The following is a 14,068-nucleotide window of genomic DNA, read 5'->3' on the forward strand; positions in this document are numbered from 1 at the left end:
AGTCCTCGGAAGAGGTGTTCCACTGATGCGAGTTATTAGCTACAACCTCCGCAAGCACAAGGCGAGTGGCGAACTGATGAGTCTGGCCCGCAACTTCGGGATAGACGTCCTCTGCCTTCAGGAATGTGACTCATCCGATCTGCCTGACACGCTCGGCCCGCTGCACCTGGCCGACTACACCAAGGGCAACCGGCTGGGCCTGGCCATCTACTACCGGACAGACCGCTTCACGGCCGTGGACACCCAGACCTTCGCCCTGAAGAAGTCCATGCACGACCGTGTGATGGCGCCCGCCCACGAGCGTCTGATCGGCACGCGGATGGTGGACAACGAAACTGACCATGAACTTGTGGTGGGCTCGTTCCACGCCGCACCGCTCACCGCATCGAACTCGCTGCGGCGCAAGCAGATCCACGCGGCGCACGCCGAGCTCCTGAGCATGGGCACCGGGCTCATGACACTCATGGTGGGCGACTTCAACTACCCGTTCTTCACCAAGAGCCTGCATGCGCACATGAAGAACTCCGGTTACGCCCTGTCGCTGAGCAACCGCAGGACGTACACCCGCTACAAGGTCTTCAAGGGCCACTTCGACTTCGCGACGTCACTGGGCCTGGACATCGAAAGCGTGGAAACCCTCCCCCGGGGGAAATCGGACCACCTGCCCATCCTGGTGACAGCCGAGTACGGCGCGGACCGGGCTCCGATCAAGGGGCTGCCCGTTTCCTGAGGCTTGGGTGGCCGGGTTCTTGCCGTGGGGCGTTGCCCGCCCATATAGGGATGACCTCGATCCGGGTGCCGGGTCCGGCGACCACCAGCACCCGCTCACCGGCCACACCTTCCAGCGCCGCCACGAGGGCTGCCGGGTCCGGCTCTCCGGAGTCCGCGTGTGTGAAGTCCGGGTGCCTGGAGTCCACACCCAGGCCGGACCGCAGCCAGACCGTCACGTTGGCACCGGTGGCCTTCCGGATAGCGTCTGACAGCGGCACCGGATCGGAACCGGCCACCAGAATCACCTGGCCAATGGCCTGTGCCGGACCGGCCCCTTTGACTGAATCTGCGCCGGCCTCCGGCAGCGGTGCCCGTTCGCGCCGCCAGACGCTGTAGTGGTAGGCGGCCACAAGCCCGGTGGCGGTCAGCAGACCGAGCGGCGCCCGGATCCGTCCCACCAGGTTTCCGGAACTCGCCGGGTCCAGCATGAACTCAAAGGCCTGGTAACCGACAACCAGCAGGGCGATCAGCGCCACGACGGCGCTGATCCCGAAAATGGCCACCAGATAGATCCGCCGTGCACCACCGCCCCTGGAAGGCACACCGCCTGGATCATCGGCGCTCGCGGGCCCCCTGCCGCGTGCTGCGTGCCACGCCCGCCACCAGACTGCCCCGCCAACGGCCAGGGCACTGATGCCGCCGAGCAGCAGTGTGCGCATCCCCGTTCCCGCCAGGGTTGTTTCGGCGAAGCCCAGGGCCGCGTTGACAACAACTCCCACCCCGGAGGCGGCAGCGATCAGCGCCACTCCCGTCGCCAGCAACAGCCCCGTCTCCCGCAGCCTGTCGGACCGCGCGGCCGTCAGCGCCCAGTAGTAGCGCCAGACGAGTGACCCGACGGCCGCCGCCGCCAGCGCCGGGCCAAGAGGATCCACAAGACGGACCGTCTCCTCGGAGCGGTCCAGGACCAGCCGCAGGAGGACGAACACAGCGGTGACGGCACCGGCCACTGCCATGAGGCAGCCGCCGAGCACACCGAAGACTGCGGCGGCCACGCCGGCCAGAGGTGAGGACAGGCGCCGGGCTTCGCCGTGGACCCAATGCCACCACCAAATTAGGAGTCCCCCGCCAGCCCAGACAAGCGGCTGCAGTACGGAGAGCCACCACGGCTGCCCTACGTCTTGTGTACCTGCCAGCCCCCTCAGGGCCGCGTCAATAAGGTTTCCGAGGGCGGTCACGGCTCCGCCTGCACCTATCAGCAGACCGAATACCGACCCCGCGAGCGCCGGGACGGTGTCCAGCCGCCGCGGCCCCTTGACGCGGTGCTGCCACATCCACCGGTGCCAGCCCCAGACCGCAGCCCACACCAGACCCGTGGCGAGGGAGGAGCGCCATTGCGTGTCTTCAATCCCCCGTGGCCCGCCCGCCGCACCGGATGCGGCAGGCGCCAGCAGTCCCGCCAGCTCGGATGCGGCGCCGAGCAGTGCCGTTGCAGCCGTAACCAGGGCGACGGTGTAGACGCCGGCGACGTACAGGCCCCAGGCAACCGAGGACCGCTCCGCATCCGCACCCTGACGGCGCCATGCCAGCCACCACAGGACAGCGGCCATGCAGCCGCCGACCACGCCGAATGCGAGGGACCGGGCCAGGCCGCCGACGTCGTTCCCGGCCAGCGCGGTGCCTGGCCCCAACAACCGTTCCAGGAGGCCGGCCACGCCGGAGGTGCCGATCAGCACGAGGACAAACAGGAGCGAAAACACCACCAGCCGCCGCACCGTGGCCAGGGCGCCCGGTGCCGCCCTCACGGGACCGGTCCGGACGTTGCTCATGGCTTCGCCGCCGGAACCGGGCAGATCGTGAACTGCCACGGGGCAGTGGCAACCAGCCAGTTGCCGTTCACCCGTTCGAGGTTAAAAACGGCCTCGGTCTCATATTCGGAATTGCCGAAGGGGCCGCCTCCGTTGGATGTGGCCAGGACGACGTGCACCTCCGCCGTGTCGGCGTGCTCGATTGTAGAGACCAGAGTGACCCGCAGTCCGCCCGCCCCGGGACGTTCCATCTGGGTACATGGCCCGTCCGGCTGGCCGGCCCCGAAACGTCCGTCAGTCGAGTAGCGCCTTGCTGCCGCCGCGTCACCATTAAGGACGGCCGCAGCGTACCGCTGGACTACACCTGCGGGTGTGTTGTCGGGCAGGGGCTCCGGCTGGCCGCGGAACAGGACCACAGCAAGCGCCACGGCCACAAGACCGGCAATGATGGCAACGACTGCGATCAGGGTCCGGTCAGGCCGTGGACGTGTGGTCATCCGGGCAGTCAGGTGGTGTGGTGCTCGACGGTGAAGTCGCCGCCGGGATACAGGATGGTCTCATGACCATCGTCAAAACGGACGTGGTACGGCGGCGCTCCGTTGGGGCCCTTGACCTCCAAAATCTCACCGTGCCGGTCCGAGGACTCCACTGTCCTGCCCCGGATGATGATGCGGTCTCCCTGGGTTGCCTGCATGGCAATCACCTCCCAGCCCTAGAGTACGATGCTCTTCCCTCCGGTGGAACAGGCAGCCGGGTGTAGCCTGCGACGGGCTGGGGTTATGCCCTGCCGCCCGTGTGGCGAATGCAGAAGGGGGTCCAGGGACGGGCCTCCAGACGGCCCTCGGCGATCTGTTCCCCGCACACCGCGCATATCCCGTAGGTGCCCGCTTCGATCCGCTCGAGTGCCGCATCCACATCGGCCAGGCCGGACCGGCTCTGGTCAAGGAGTGCCGACGCCTGCGACAGTTCAAAGGCGATCGTTGCACCCTCGGGGTCGTGCTCGTCGTCGACGTTGGAGTTTTGCCGGGCGGCATTGGCCGAGGCGATGTCCGCGCGGAGGGCAGGCAGGAGGGCGACCTTCCTCGCCCGCTCCTCTTCCAGCAGCAGCCGGAACTTCGCAGTGTCGACCATTACTGGACCTGTCCGGAGGCGGAGCCGTCCAGCAGCCTCCCGCGCAGGTCTGGCCAGGAGGCGGCAAAGGCAGGATGCAGGTCTATTCGGGCCACTTCCTCGACGGGAATCCAGCGCAGTTCAATGCTCTCGGGGTCGCTGATGGCGGGTTCGAACGGTTCCAGGACCCGCGCGGCCACGGTGGTGTAGGACCAGTAGCCGATGTCGAACACGGACGTGAACAGTACCTTGACGTTGTCTTCGGGAACGGCCGCCTCCTCAAAGGCCTCGCGCAACGCACCAGTCACGGCGTCCTCGCCCTGGTGAAGTGCGCCGCCGGGGAGTCCCCAGGTTCCGCCGTGGTGGCTCCAGGTGGCGCGGTGCTGCAGCAGCACGCCCTTCTGCGCGTCATGGACCAGGAGCCCGGCCGACCCGAAGCGGCCCCAGAACCGCCCGCGGTCGCCCTCCACCCAGGCGTCGCCCGGGTCACGGGGGCCAAGAGGCCGGCGGGGATCACCGGGTGAGGGCGGAACTATTTTCTCCATCGTCCCAGTCTGCCTCATGGGAAGATGCTTCGATGAGCCTGCGCCTGGTCCTTGTTGCCGACACCCACGTCCCGAAGCGCGCCCGGGCGCTGCCGGACCAGGTGTGGGCCGCCGTCGACGACGCCGACGTGGTGTTCCACGCCGGTGACTGGGTCAGCACCGGCCTGCTGGACGAGTTCGAACAGCGCAGCCGGCGCCTGATCGGCGTTTACGGCAACAACGACGGCGATGAACTCCGGCGGCGCTTGCCCGAGACGGCCGGAGTGACGCTCGACGGCGTCCGGTTCAGCATGGTCCACGAGACCGGACCGGCGAAGGGCCGCGAGGAGCGCTGCGAAGCCCTCTTCCCCGATGCGGACGTGCTGGTGTTCGGCCACTCGCACATTCCCTGGGACACGGTGGCGCCCGGTGGAATGCGCCTGCTCAACCCCGGCTCCCCCACCGACCGCCGCCGGCAACCTGTTTGCACGTACATGACCGCCGTCGTCGTGAACGGCCGTTTGGGCGACGTCCGGCTGGTGGAGGTCTGAACAGGAAGGGAGCCTCGGCCGCGGCTAACGGGCGGGACTCCCTTCGAATCTCCGCTTGCAGACGGAGAGCCAGACGTGGTGATCCTGTGTGGTCAGTCCTTTTTGAATGCGTCTTTGACCTTTTCGCCGGCCTGTTTCAGATCGGCCGCGGACTGGTCGGCTTTGCCCTCGGCTTCAAGGCCGGGATCGTCCTTGGCCTTGCCCGCCCCCACCTTGGCCTTGCCGGCGAGTTTCTCTGCTGCATTGTCGATTTTGTCGTCCAGACCCATGCCACTGTCCTTCCGTCTGCGCAGCCCGCTGGGTGCGGACCGGCTCGTGGTCCCAGTCTAGGTCCGCCAACTGGCAGGGTGAAGGGCAGCTACCACTTACCCGCCCGGGCCGGCCAGCAGCCTGTCAGTGGCGGCGTCGGGTTCCCCGTCGAAGTAGTGGTCCAAAACGCGACGGAACACCTGTTCGTCCGGGGCCGCGCGCAGGAACAGCGTCATGGAGGAGTGCAGCTTCCGGGCGTCGATGCCGCCGAAAATCTCGGCCGCTCCGCGGTTGACCACGTTATCCACCGCGGTGGCGCATTCGATCAGCCGCGGCCCCAAAACAGGATGCTGCAGGTAGGCACGCGCTTCGTCCAAAGATGCGATGGCGTACCGTCTGGAGGTGGCGCTTTGCCCCAGACCGGAAATCTGGGGAAAGACGAACCACATCCAGTGGCTGCGCTTGCTCCCCGCGCGCAGTTCCTCCAGAGCGTGGGCGTAAGTGGCACCGTCATTCTGGGCGGTGACGAACCGTTCCAGGTCATGAGGATCGTTCACGGCAGTTCCTAGCTGGAGACGTCCCGTTCGATGTCCTCGGCGAGGTCGTCCACATCCTCGGGGCGCATGATGATGCCGGCATCGTCCAGGCGTTCTTCCAGGACGTGGCTCACCTCGTCCTCCACATGGCCCAGCCGGATCTCGTCGCGCACCTCCTCGGCGATGTCCTCGACCGTCTGCGGCCCCTCAGCATTTCCCGAGGTATCAGCGGCTCCCGCCGCAACATCCGCGTGCGGATTCTCAGTGAAGTAGTCATCGCCCGTTGCTGCAGATTCAGTCATATCCCATGGTGACGGCGCTGCTCAGACGCGGTCAACATGGATATGTTTCATTCATGCGCTTGTAACGCGGCCTTGTACAGAGCGCCTTCACCGCGCCCAACACCGTTCGCCCCGTCATTCCGGGCAAATACCCGCGGCATCCACGAAAATCAGCTCCGGCGAACAGAGGCCGTTAACAAACCCGAAACACGGCAGTCACGCGGGCTTTACGTAACGGCGATTTTTGAAACCCCTGTGTAACTTGCAGCGCCCAGACCCGAAACATAAATCCACCAATATCAATGAGGGGCGTGGCGCCGGCATCAGCGGTCCGCGGAGAGGATGAGTTTCCTGGGAAGGGAAAACGCGTGGAAATCACTGCGGCGAACGTTTGGATGATGGTGTCGGCGGCACTGGTGCTGCTCATGACCCCGGCACTGGGCCTCTTCTATGGCGGAATGACCCGCGCCAAGGCCTCCCTGAATATGATCATGATGAGCTTCGTGTCCGCGGGCATCGTCGGCGTCGTCTGGGTGCTGTGGGGCTACTCCATGAGCACCGGCGAAGGCATCCTTGGCCTGTTCGGCAACCCGTTCGCAAGCTTCGGCCTGGGCGGGCTCATGGGCACGCCCGACCTGATCAAGGCCGGCTTTGCCGGAACCTTCGCGATCATCACCGTGGCCCTCATCAGCGGCGCGATCGCCGACCGTGCCAAGTTCACCGCCTGGGTGCTCTTCGTGCCGATCTGGATCACCGCCGTCTACTGCCCGCTCGCTTTCATGATCTGGGGCGGCGGCCTCATGAGCCAGGGCGGCGCAGTGTCCGCGATCTTCGGCCAGGTCATCGACTTCGCCGGCGGCACCGTCGTCGAAATCAGCTCCGGCATGGCCGCGCTGGTCCTCGCCCTGATCGTCGGCAAGCGCCACGGCTTTGGCAAGGACCCGGGGCACCGCCCGCACAACGTCCCGTTCATCATGCTCGGCGCCGGGCTCCTCTGGTTCGGCTGGTTCGGCTTCAATGCCGGCGCCGCCACCACGGCAGAGCAGGCAGGACTGATCTGGATCAACACCCTGGTGACGCCCTGCGCCGCCATGCTGAGCTGGCTCGTCACCGAAAAGGTCCGCCACGGCCACCCCACGTCCCTGGGCGCAGCGTCAGGTGCCGTCGCCGGCCTCGTGGCCATCACGCCGTCGTGCGCCAACATCAGCCCAGTGGCCGCCATCGGCCTGGGCCTCGTGTCCGGCGTGGCCTCGGCGCTGTTCGTCGAGCTGAAGTTCAAGTACGGCTTCGATGACTCCCTTGACGTCGTCGGCGTACACCTGGGCTCCGGCCTGGTCGGCACCCTGGCCCTCGGTTTCATCGCCCTGCCCGTCAACGGCGAAGGCGGAGGCCTGTTCTACGGCGGCGGCGTCCAGCAACTCATCGCGCAGACGGTCGCCGTTCTCATCACGCTCGCACTCTCCGGCCTGGTGACCACGATCATCGGACTCGCGATTCACAAGACCATCGGCTTCCGGGTCAGCCACGAGGCCGAGGTGGCCGGCGTTGACCGGTCCGAGCACGCCGAGAGCGCCTACGAATTCGGGAGCATGGGCCACAGCCAGTTCCACCCGCTCCGCCAGCTCATCCACACCGCCCCGGCCGCCACCACCACAGTTGCCCGCCCGGCCGGCTCCCCGGCAAACGCGGGCGCGGAAAACGCCGTCGACTCCGTCTCCCCGGAGGCGACCGACGAGCTACAGCCCGCACCGGCTTCCGCCTAGTACTGGCGCCCTGTTCCTAGCGGCGAAAGGAGAGCCGGAGCTCCGGCCGCCGCTCCGCCACAGCCTCCAGCACGGCCATAATCGCCTCCTGATCGGGGCTGTTGTCCGGCCTTGGCGGCAGGTCCGCCACGATCCCGGCCCGGCGGGCGAAACCATCCCAGTCACCGCCACCCGTCTTGAGCGCCCGCAGCGGCGCCATCAAAGACGCCCGGCGCAGCCAGACGTCCGGGTCCCCCGCCCAGCGGTCCAGCACCGCGTCGGCACGCAGGCGCGGCTGGCCGGCGAGCCTCTCCACCAGCGGACCAACGACGTCGACAGCAAGCGGGTCCACGAGCGTCGGCAGGTGCGCCTCCCGCACAAAGCCTTCTATCCGTGTGAGGTCGGAGTTGGTCAGCAACTCCACCTTGGACTGCAAAAGAACGACGGCGGCCAGGCGCCGCTCGTAAACAGGCACCTCCCACAGCTCAGAACTCAGGGCGGTGACCTCGTCGTGGGCCAGTCCCGGATGGCGGCGAAGAGCGTCCCGGACTGTGCCGCGCACGGCGCCGACCGATGCGCCGTAATACTGCATTCGGCCGCCGAAACGGTGCCGCATGTCCTCCGCCCGGTACCAGGAAGACTCGCGCTGCAAGGTGTCATCCACGAATTCTCCGGCAGCACTCACCCGCGCATTCTTCCGGGCCGGGCGCCGGAGCGTCCAACTGCCGCCCTGGGCTCCGGTCCCACGTTTCGAGACGGCGGCCGGCATCGTATTTCCGGCCGCCGTCACAAAAATCTTCCCGCAGGTCAGTTCGGGGAAACGGTTGGACGCCGCGCCGACGACCGGACCGGCGTTTTGCGGCTTTTGGTAACGATCAAGTAACGTTGACCCCTGTTCCGCTAGGGACGGCCCCGCTGGGGCCTCCGGGGGCCAGCGCTGGGCTCCGGATGCGCAGGGCGGCTGTTGGCCGCTCCGGCTCCGTCGACCGGGGCCCAGAGATGCTTCGTGCGTTTCTTTTCCACCTAGATTGCGGCTGTCTTCTGCGCGGCAGCCGTTTGCCCGGAGGGGTCTTTTGCTTAAGAGAAACATAGCCATCGCCATTAGCATCGGTGCTCTGTCACTGACCGGTTGCAGCCTCGCTCCCTCCGCGGAACAGGCCTCCGGCAAGGGTGTTGCTGCCGCTGGAACGGTCTCAACCAGCCAGGCCGGCGGCCCGTCGTCAGCGGGCTCTGCGACCGCGAAAAGGGCTTCGGCCGTCTCGTCGTCACACGCCGCCAGCAAGGCTGCCGCGGCGAAGGCCGCTGCCGCCAGGAAGGCTGCCGCGGCCAGGAAGGCTGCCGCGGCGAAGAAGGCAGCTGCAGCAAGGGCCGCCGCAGCCAAGAAGGCTGCCGCCGCTAGCGCCGCAGCCGCTGCCGCCCAGCCTGCACCCGCCGTCGCCGCCCCTGCTCCGGCCACTGCCGTCAAGGCCGCCGTCCCGGCTGCTCCCGCCCAGCCCGCTCCGGCACCGGCTGCTCCCGCCGCGCCGGCGCCCGCCCAGCCGGCACCGGCCCAGCCCGCTCCCGCCCCGGCCGGCAGCGGCACCCAGGCCGCCAGCACCCTTGGCTGGGGAACGGTTGTCGCCGGCGACGAGTTCAACTACACCGGAGCGCCGGACCGCGCCAAGTGGGGCGTCTACAACGGCTCCGGCCATGCCGGCAAGGGCGTCCGCAGCCCCCAGGCCTGGTCTGTCGGGAACGGTGTCGCAACGGTCAGCGGCGACTCGGCCGGAACCACAGGCGGCATGTCGGCGAAATTTGCCAACCAGAAGTATGGCCGCTGGGAAACCCGCATGAAGACGAATCAGCGGGATTCCGAGTACCACCCGGTCCTTATCCTCTGGCCCGACAACGCCTCCTCGAACTGTGCGGAGATCGACTACGCGGAGAGCACGTCCGAAACGGCCCTGGTGAAGTTCTTCCTGCACTACGCATGCAGCGGCAGCAGCAAGCAGACCTACTCCTCCAAGCCTGTAGATACCACCCAGTGGCACAACTACGCGGTGGAGTGGACTCCTGCCGGCATCACGGGCTACATCGACGGCGTGAAGACCTTCACCGACACCAACCCGGCCCACCAGCCCTCCGGCAGCATGCACCAGACGCTGCAGCTCGACTGGTTCCCGGACGGTACCCGGACCACGCCGTCCCAGATGCAGGTCGACTGGGTCCGCGTTTACAAGTAAAGCGCGTTTACAAGTAAATACTGACTGAGATGAAGGGTGTCCGTTCAAAAAAGCGGGCACCCTTCATCATTGCGCGGTCGGGCTTTTCTGTCCGGCTGTTGCCAGCCGGTTCCCGACCGCAACTGGGTGGCAGCACGGGGTGTTCTCAGGGTTGGGAACGCCGGGATCTGCTACCTGGTCTTCGTTCTCGGGTGGGTTCAAAAAAGTTTTTTTGGATCCGTCTCCATACGGGGTCGGGACGGCCCTTTATTGTCGTACCCCCTTGGCAGACTGTGTTCATGGAGGTTCTCGGGGATTCGGCACTGGCAGCGGAGGCGCCGCAAGGCGACTTTCTGCATGCTGCCGCGGTTCCCGAAGCCCTTGTTCCGGCCGCAGTTTTCCCTTTTGACGCGGTGCCCGCCGGTTGGCTCACCGGCGAGGTTTTCCCGTTCGATGGCTTCGCCGGGGTTGGGTTCCCCGGGGACGGGTTCCTGGAGGACGGCGTTCCCTTCGACGATCATCCCGACGCCGTGTATCCGGAGGACCCGTTCCCCGGAGGAGAGTATGCCGACGGCGATTTCCCGGAGGACCCGTTTCCCGAGGCGCTGTTTTACCGTTCCCAGTTCACCGGTAGCGGGGCCTCCTGCACGGGCACACCCCGGCCGAGTCTCGACGACCGGATCGGGGAGGTAAAGACTCTTTTGCGGGCCGATCTCACCGCCGACGGTCCCGGGCTGATCGACCAGATCCGGGCGGGCGAGAACATCAAGGCCATGATTGCCGGGCAACAGGCCCGGCTTGCCGTCGCGTTCGAGGCGAGACAGCGGCGGGAACAAGCCGAATTCGAAGCCGGGACCGGCCCAGGGCAGGCCCACCGCAGCGCCCTGGCGGCCGAGGACCTTGGCAGGAAACGCCCCCAAGAACACACGATGGGCGTGGCCGAGCAGGTCGCCCTGGCCCGGGGCGAGTCCCCGCACCGCGGCGGCCGGCTGCTCGGCGTGGCCAAGGCCCTGGTCACCGGGATGCCGCACGCCCTCGGTGCGCTGGATACCGGCCAGCTGAATGAAGAAAAGGCCATGTATGTCGTGAAGGAAACGGCCTGCCTGACCGTCGAAGACCGGGCCGCGGTCGATGAGGAACTCGCCGCCGACACCGGAACCTTCGACGGGGTCGGGACCCGCGGGGTCATCGCCGCCGTGAAGGCCGCCGCCACCCGACGGGACCCGCGCTCGGTCACCCAACGCGCCAGCCACGCCGCCTCGGAACGGGGCGTGAGCCTGCGCCCGGCCCCCGACTGCATGACCTACCTGACAGCCCTGCTGCCCGCCCACCAGGGCGTCGCCGTCTACACGGCCCTCACCCGGCAGGCCGATGCCCTCCGCTCCGCCGGGGACCCGAGGTCCCGGAACCAGGCCATGGCCGACACCCTCGTCGAAAGCATCACCGGCACCCCCGGCGGCATCACCGGCATCGAGGTCAACCTGGTCATGACCGACCGCACCCTCCTCCAAGGCGACACCGAACCAGCAAGACTCACCGGCTACGGCATCGTCCCCGCAGGATGGGCACGGAACCTCCTCAACCCCGAACAGGCACAGGAAACCGCGCACCAGGAAGACGCCGCAAAGGACGCGGTCAAGGACCTGAAGATCTGGCTCCGGCGGCTCTACACCGCCCCGGACCCCGGCGACCTCGTCGCCATGGACTCCCGGCGCAGGCTCTTCCCGCCACCACTGCGCCGCTTCATCCAAATCCGCGACGACACCTGCCGCACCCCCTACTGCGACGCACCCATCCGCCACCACGACCACATCATCCCCTGGCACAACAACGGCCCAACATCCCTCGCCAACGGCGCCGGACTCTGCGAAGCCTGCAACCACACCAAAGAACTCCCCGGCTGGAAAACACAACCCAGACCAGGACCACGACACACCATCGAAATCACCACCCCAACCGGCCACACCTACCGCTCAACCGCACCACCACTACCCGGAACCAGGCTGAGCGGAACTGGGGTAGGTGAATCTGGGGTAGGTGAATCTCGGCTGGGTGGAACCCCCTCGGGAACCGCCGATAGGGGCACTCACCAGTCCCAACACTGCGGCCCAGCGCCGTAGCGCGGCCAGGGCGGGGTGGAGGAGGCCGGCACTGGACGGGTAGTTCCTGACCTATCTTCGGCCGGTATCCGTCCATGTCGAAATGCAGCTGTGAGACACTCGGTCACATGCGCGAACTCGTCGTCCTCGGAACCGCATCGCAGGTGCCTACACGGACGCGCAATCACAACGGCTACCTGCTGCGGTGGGATAGCGAGGGCCTGCTCTTCGACCCAGGTGAGGGCACCCAACGGCAGATGATCCATGCAGGTGTGTCCGCCAGCCAGATCACCCGCATCTGCCTGACCCATGTTCACGGCGACCACTGCTATGGGCTTCCCGGCGTCCTGTCCCGCATGGCGCTGGACGGCGTGAAGCACCCCGTGTACCTGCACTATCCCGCTTCCGGAGAGGACGTCGTCCGGGCACTTGTCTCCGTCGCCTCGGCCGGGATCGACCTTCGCCTGCAGCCCCACTCGGGCGCCGGTGAGATCGCGGCCGGGCTGGAGGTGCGGCCCCTGCTCCACCGCATTGAGGCGTACGGTTACCGGCTGACCGAGCCGGATGGCCGCACCATGTTGCCGGAACGGCTGGCGGCGGCGGGCATCACGGGTCCGGACGCCGGGCGCCTGCAACGCGAGGGAGTGCTGCGGGGGGTGCGGTTGGAGGACGTCAGCATTCCACGCCCCGGCCAAGCCTTCGCCTTCATCATGGATACCGCACCCTGTGAGGGCGCCGAACGTCTCGCCGCCGGCGTCGACCTCCTGGTCACCGAATCCACATTCAGCGACGACGACGCCGCTTTGGCGGCGCAGTATGCCCACCTAACGGCGGGGCAGGCCGGGGATCTGGCCGCCCACGGCGGCGCCGGAAAGCTGGTCCTCACCCATTTCTCTTCCCGGTACGCAGACGTGAATATCCTGGCCGGGCAGGCCCGGGCACGGTCGGGAGGGACCGCCGTCGTACCTGCCAATGACCTGGACCGGATCAGCCTTCCCAAGCGGCAACGGCCGCCATCATGACCGGCGTCGAAAGGGAGCCCGCAGAAAAAGTAGAATTAACCAGACATGCAATGTTCCTACTTCGATGCCGCCCGCTGCCTCTCCTGCACCCACATGGGCAGGCCCTATGACGAACAGCTGACCGGCAAGCAGCTGCACTGCCAGACGCTCCTAGCCGACCACACGTCCCTGGCGTGGCTGCAGCCTGTCGCCAGCCGCGAATCCGGCTTCCGCAACAAAGCCAAGATGGTGGTGGGCGGAACGGCCAAGAACCCCACCATCGGAATCCTTGACGCCGAGGGCCGGGGCGTGGACCTGCGCGAATGCGGCGTCTGCTCGCCCGGACTGCTCGCCTGCTTTCCCGTCCTGGCTGCGTTCATCACCCGGGCCCACCTCACGCCCTATGATGTCCCGCGGCGCAGCGGCGAACTCAAGCACCTGATCATCACCGAGTCCCCCGACGGCGAGATCATGCTGCGCCTGGTCCTGCGTTCCGAAAAGCTGGTGCCCCGCATCCGGGAGCACCTCCCCTCGCTCCTGGCCGCCCTGCCGCAGGTGAAGGTTGTGTCGGTCAACCTGCACCCGGAACACAAGGCAGTACTGGAAGGCGACCGCGAGATCCTGCTCACCGAGCAGTCAACGCTGCGCATGCGGGTCAATGACCTCGATCTCCACCTCCGGCCGCAGAGCTTCTTCCAGACGAACAGCGAGATGGCCGCGGCCCTGTACCGGCAGGGACGCGAGTGGGTCAACGAACTCTCGCCAGCGTCGGTCTGGGACCTGTACTGCGGCGTCGGCGGCTTTGCCCTGCACTGCGCTGACCCGTCGCGTGACGTCACCGGCATCGAAACCAGCAGTGAAGCTATCGTTTCGGCCAAGCTAAGCAGCGACGAGGCAGGGCTTGAGCGTATGAGCTTCCAGGCCGGAGATGCCACGGCCTTTGCCGTCGCTTCGGCCCAGGAGCCTGAACTGGTGATCGTCAATCCGCCACGGCGGGGCATCGGCAAGGAACTGTGCGGCTGGCTTGAAGAGTCCTCCGTGCAGCATGTGGTCTACTCGAGCTGCAACGCCCAGTCGCTCGCCCGCGATCTCGCCGCACTCCCCTCTTTCACCGCACGGCGGGCCCGCATACTGGACATGTTCCCGCAGACCACCCACTACGAAGTGATGGTGCTGCTGGAGCGGGCCTGAACGGTCCGCATTCTTGATCCGAACATCGGCAAAAGTTTCTCCCGTCTTGAGGTCCCCGCGGGAAAGT

At 67.0% G+C, this 14,068-nt stretch carries 16 protein-coding genes; 7 read left to right on the forward strand and 9 right to left on the reverse strand.

The genetic code is table 11. The annotated features are described in order from the left end of the window. Positions 1-25: 25 nt before the first annotated feature. The gene (locus ACFRAH_RS10360; protein WP_377990799.1) at positions 26-730 is read left to right on the forward strand and encodes an endonuclease/exonuclease/phosphatase family protein; all 705 of its coding nucleotides are present in this window, start codon (positions 26-28) and stop codon (positions 728-730) included. Here the strand turns inward: ACFRAH_RS10360 and ACFRAH_RS10365 are convergent. From ACFRAH_RS10365 to ACFRAH_RS10385, 5 genes are all read right to left on the reverse strand, one after another. Continuing rightward, positions 708-2,576: a DUF5671 domain-containing protein gene (locus ACFRAH_RS10365; protein WP_377990800.1), complete on the reverse strand. Its 1,869-nt coding sequence runs from the start codon at positions 2,574-2,576 to the stop codon at positions 708-710. The genes ACFRAH_RS10360 and ACFRAH_RS10365 overlap by 23 nt on opposite strands. Then, on the reverse strand, positions 2,534-3,013 hold the full coding sequence (locus ACFRAH_RS10370) for a hypothetical protein (protein WP_377990801.1): 480 nt from the start codon (positions 3,011-3,013) through the stop codon (positions 2,534-2,536). Before ACFRAH_RS10370 ends, ACFRAH_RS10365 begins: the two co-directional genes overlap by 43 nt. Positions 3,014-3,021: 8 nt before the next feature. Next, the gene (locus ACFRAH_RS10375) at positions 3,022-3,210 is read right to left on the reverse strand and encodes a DUF1918 domain-containing protein (protein WP_377990802.1); all 189 of its coding nucleotides are present in this window, start codon (positions 3,208-3,210) and stop codon (positions 3,022-3,024) included. Between the two features lie 83 nt (positions 3,211-3,293). Further along, positions 3,294-3,647 carry a TraR/DksA family transcriptional regulator gene (locus tag ACFRAH_RS10380; RefSeq protein ID WP_377990803.1) on the reverse strand — a complete coding sequence of 118 codons (354 nt, stop codon included), beginning with the start codon at positions 3,645-3,647 and terminating at the stop codon, positions 3,294-3,296. Further along, positions 3,647-4,171 carry an NUDIX domain-containing protein gene (locus ACFRAH_RS10385; protein ID WP_377990804.1) on the reverse strand — a complete coding sequence of 175 codons (525 nt, stop codon included), beginning with the start codon at positions 4,169-4,171 and terminating at the stop codon, positions 3,647-3,649. The genes ACFRAH_RS10380 and ACFRAH_RS10385 overlap by 1 nt, the downstream gene beginning before the upstream one ends. A 32-nt stretch (positions 4,172-4,203) precedes the next feature. Here ACFRAH_RS10385 and ACFRAH_RS10390 point away from each other — a divergent pair, with 32 nt between their 5' ends. Further along, positions 4,204-4,701, forward strand: a complete 498-nt coding sequence (locus ACFRAH_RS10390) for a metallophosphoesterase family protein (protein ID WP_377990805.1) — start codon at positions 4,204-4,206, stop codon at positions 4,699-4,701. Between the two features lie 92 nt (positions 4,702-4,793). Here ACFRAH_RS10390 and ACFRAH_RS10395 read toward each other — a convergent pair whose 3' ends face one another. From ACFRAH_RS10395 to ACFRAH_RS10405, 3 genes are all read right to left on the reverse strand, one after another. Beyond that, positions 4,794-4,970: a CsbD family protein gene (locus tag ACFRAH_RS10395; protein WP_377990806.1), complete on the reverse strand. Its 177-nt coding sequence runs from the start codon at positions 4,968-4,970 to the stop codon at positions 4,794-4,796. 96 nt (positions 4,971-5,066) lie between these two features. Continuing rightward, positions 5,067-5,507: a DUF1810 domain-containing protein gene (locus ACFRAH_RS10400; RefSeq protein ID WP_377990807.1), complete on the reverse strand. Its 441-nt coding sequence runs from the start codon at positions 5,505-5,507 to the stop codon at positions 5,067-5,069. Positions 5,508-5,515: 8 nt separating this feature from the next. Further along, on the reverse strand, positions 5,516-5,788 hold the full coding sequence (locus ACFRAH_RS10405) for a hypothetical protein (RefSeq protein ID WP_377990808.1): 273 nt from the start codon (positions 5,786-5,788) through the stop codon (positions 5,516-5,518). Positions 5,789-6,135: 347 nt separating this feature from the next. Between ACFRAH_RS10405 and ACFRAH_RS10410 the strand changes: the two genes are divergently transcribed. Continuing rightward, positions 6,136-7,530 (forward strand): ammonium transporter, encoded by a 1,395-nt coding sequence (locus ACFRAH_RS10410; RefSeq protein WP_377990809.1) that lies wholly within the window; start codon positions 6,136-6,138, stop codon positions 7,528-7,530. A 16-nt stretch (positions 7,531-7,546) separates the two neighbouring features. On the opposite strand, the gene ACFRAH_RS10415 is transcribed toward ACFRAH_RS10410, so the two are convergent. Next, positions 7,547-8,194 carry a DNA alkylation repair protein gene (locus tag ACFRAH_RS10415; RefSeq protein WP_377990810.1) on the reverse strand — a complete coding sequence of 216 codons (648 nt, stop codon included), beginning with the start codon at positions 8,192-8,194 and terminating at the stop codon, positions 7,547-7,549. A gap of 388 nt (positions 8,195-8,582) precedes the next feature. Between ACFRAH_RS10415 and ACFRAH_RS10420 the strand changes: the two genes are divergently transcribed. The 4 genes from ACFRAH_RS10420 (at position 8,583) to rlmC (ending at position 14,001) form a co-directional block, all read left to right on the forward strand. Beyond that, on the forward strand, positions 8,583-9,731 hold the full coding sequence (locus ACFRAH_RS10420; RefSeq protein WP_377990811.1) for a glycoside hydrolase family 16 protein: 1,149 nt from the start codon (positions 8,583-8,585) through the stop codon (positions 9,729-9,731). 278 nt (positions 9,732-10,009) lie between these two features. Continuing rightward, positions 10,010-11,830, forward strand: coding sequence for an HNH endonuclease (locus ACFRAH_RS10425; protein WP_377990812.1), 1,821 nt, complete (start codon positions 10,010-10,012; stop codon positions 11,828-11,830). 107 nt (positions 11,831-11,937) lie between these two features. Next, a complete protein-coding gene (locus ACFRAH_RS10430; RefSeq protein WP_377990813.1) occupies positions 11,938-12,831 on the forward strand; it encodes a ribonuclease Z in 894 nt (297 codons plus the stop codon). 45 nt (positions 12,832-12,876) lie between these two features. Further along, a complete protein-coding gene (gene rlmC, locus ACFRAH_RS10435) occupies positions 12,877-14,001 on the forward strand; it encodes a 23S rRNA (uracil(747)-C(5))-methyltransferase RlmC (RefSeq protein ID WP_377990814.1) in 1,125 nt (374 codons plus the stop codon). The last annotated feature ends 67 nt before the right edge of the window (positions 14,002-14,068 follow it).

Source organism: Arthrobacter sp. NPDC056727, assembly GCF_042790555.1.
In the GTDB taxonomy this organism is placed as follows: Bacteria; Actinomycetota; Actinomycetes; order Actinomycetales; family Micrococcaceae; genus Arthrobacter.

What these genes read in the sequence shown, in the direction of transcription:
- ACFRAH_RS10360 (WP_377990799.1), top strand. Translation starts at nt 26, where the DNA reads ATGCGAGTTATTAGCTACAACCTCCGCAAGCACAAGGCGAGTGGCGAA.
- ACFRAH_RS10370 (WP_377990801.1), bottom strand. Translation starts at nt 3,013, where the DNA reads ATGACCACACGTCCACGGCCTGACCGGACCCTGATCGCAGTCGTTGCC.
- ACFRAH_RS10375 (WP_377990802.1), bottom strand. Translation starts at nt 3,210, where the DNA reads ATGCAGGCAACCCAGGGAGACCGCATCATCATCCGGGGCAGGACAGTG.
- ACFRAH_RS10380 (WP_377990803.1), bottom strand. Translation starts at nt 3,647, where the DNA reads ATGGTCGACACTGCGAAGTTCCGGCTGCTGCTGGAAGAGGAGCGGGCG.
- ACFRAH_RS10385 (WP_377990804.1), bottom strand. Translation starts at nt 4,171, where the DNA reads ATGGAGAAAATAGTTCCGCCCTCACCCGGTGATCCCCGCCGGCCTCTT.
- ACFRAH_RS10390 (WP_377990805.1), top strand. Translation starts at nt 4,204, where the DNA reads ATGAGCCTGCGCCTGGTCCTTGTTGCCGACACCCACGTCCCGAAGCGC.
- ACFRAH_RS10395 (WP_377990806.1), bottom strand. Translation starts at nt 4,970, where the DNA reads ATGGGTCTGGACGACAAAATCGACAATGCAGCAGAGAAACTCGCCGGC.
- ACFRAH_RS10405 (WP_377990808.1), bottom strand. Translation starts at nt 5,788, where the DNA reads ATGACTGAATCTGCAGCAACGGGCGATGACTACTTCACTGAGAATCCG.
- ACFRAH_RS10425 (WP_377990812.1), top strand. Translation starts at nt 10,010, where the DNA reads ATGGAGGTTCTCGGGGATTCGGCACTGGCAGCGGAGGCGCCGCAAGGC.
- ACFRAH_RS10430 (WP_377990813.1), top strand. Translation starts at nt 11,938, where the DNA reads ATGCGCGAACTCGTCGTCCTCGGAACCGCATCGCAGGTGCCTACACGG.
- rlmC (WP_377990814.1), top strand. Translation starts at nt 12,877, where the DNA reads ATGCAATGTTCCTACTTCGATGCCGCCCGCTGCCTCTCCTGCACCCAC.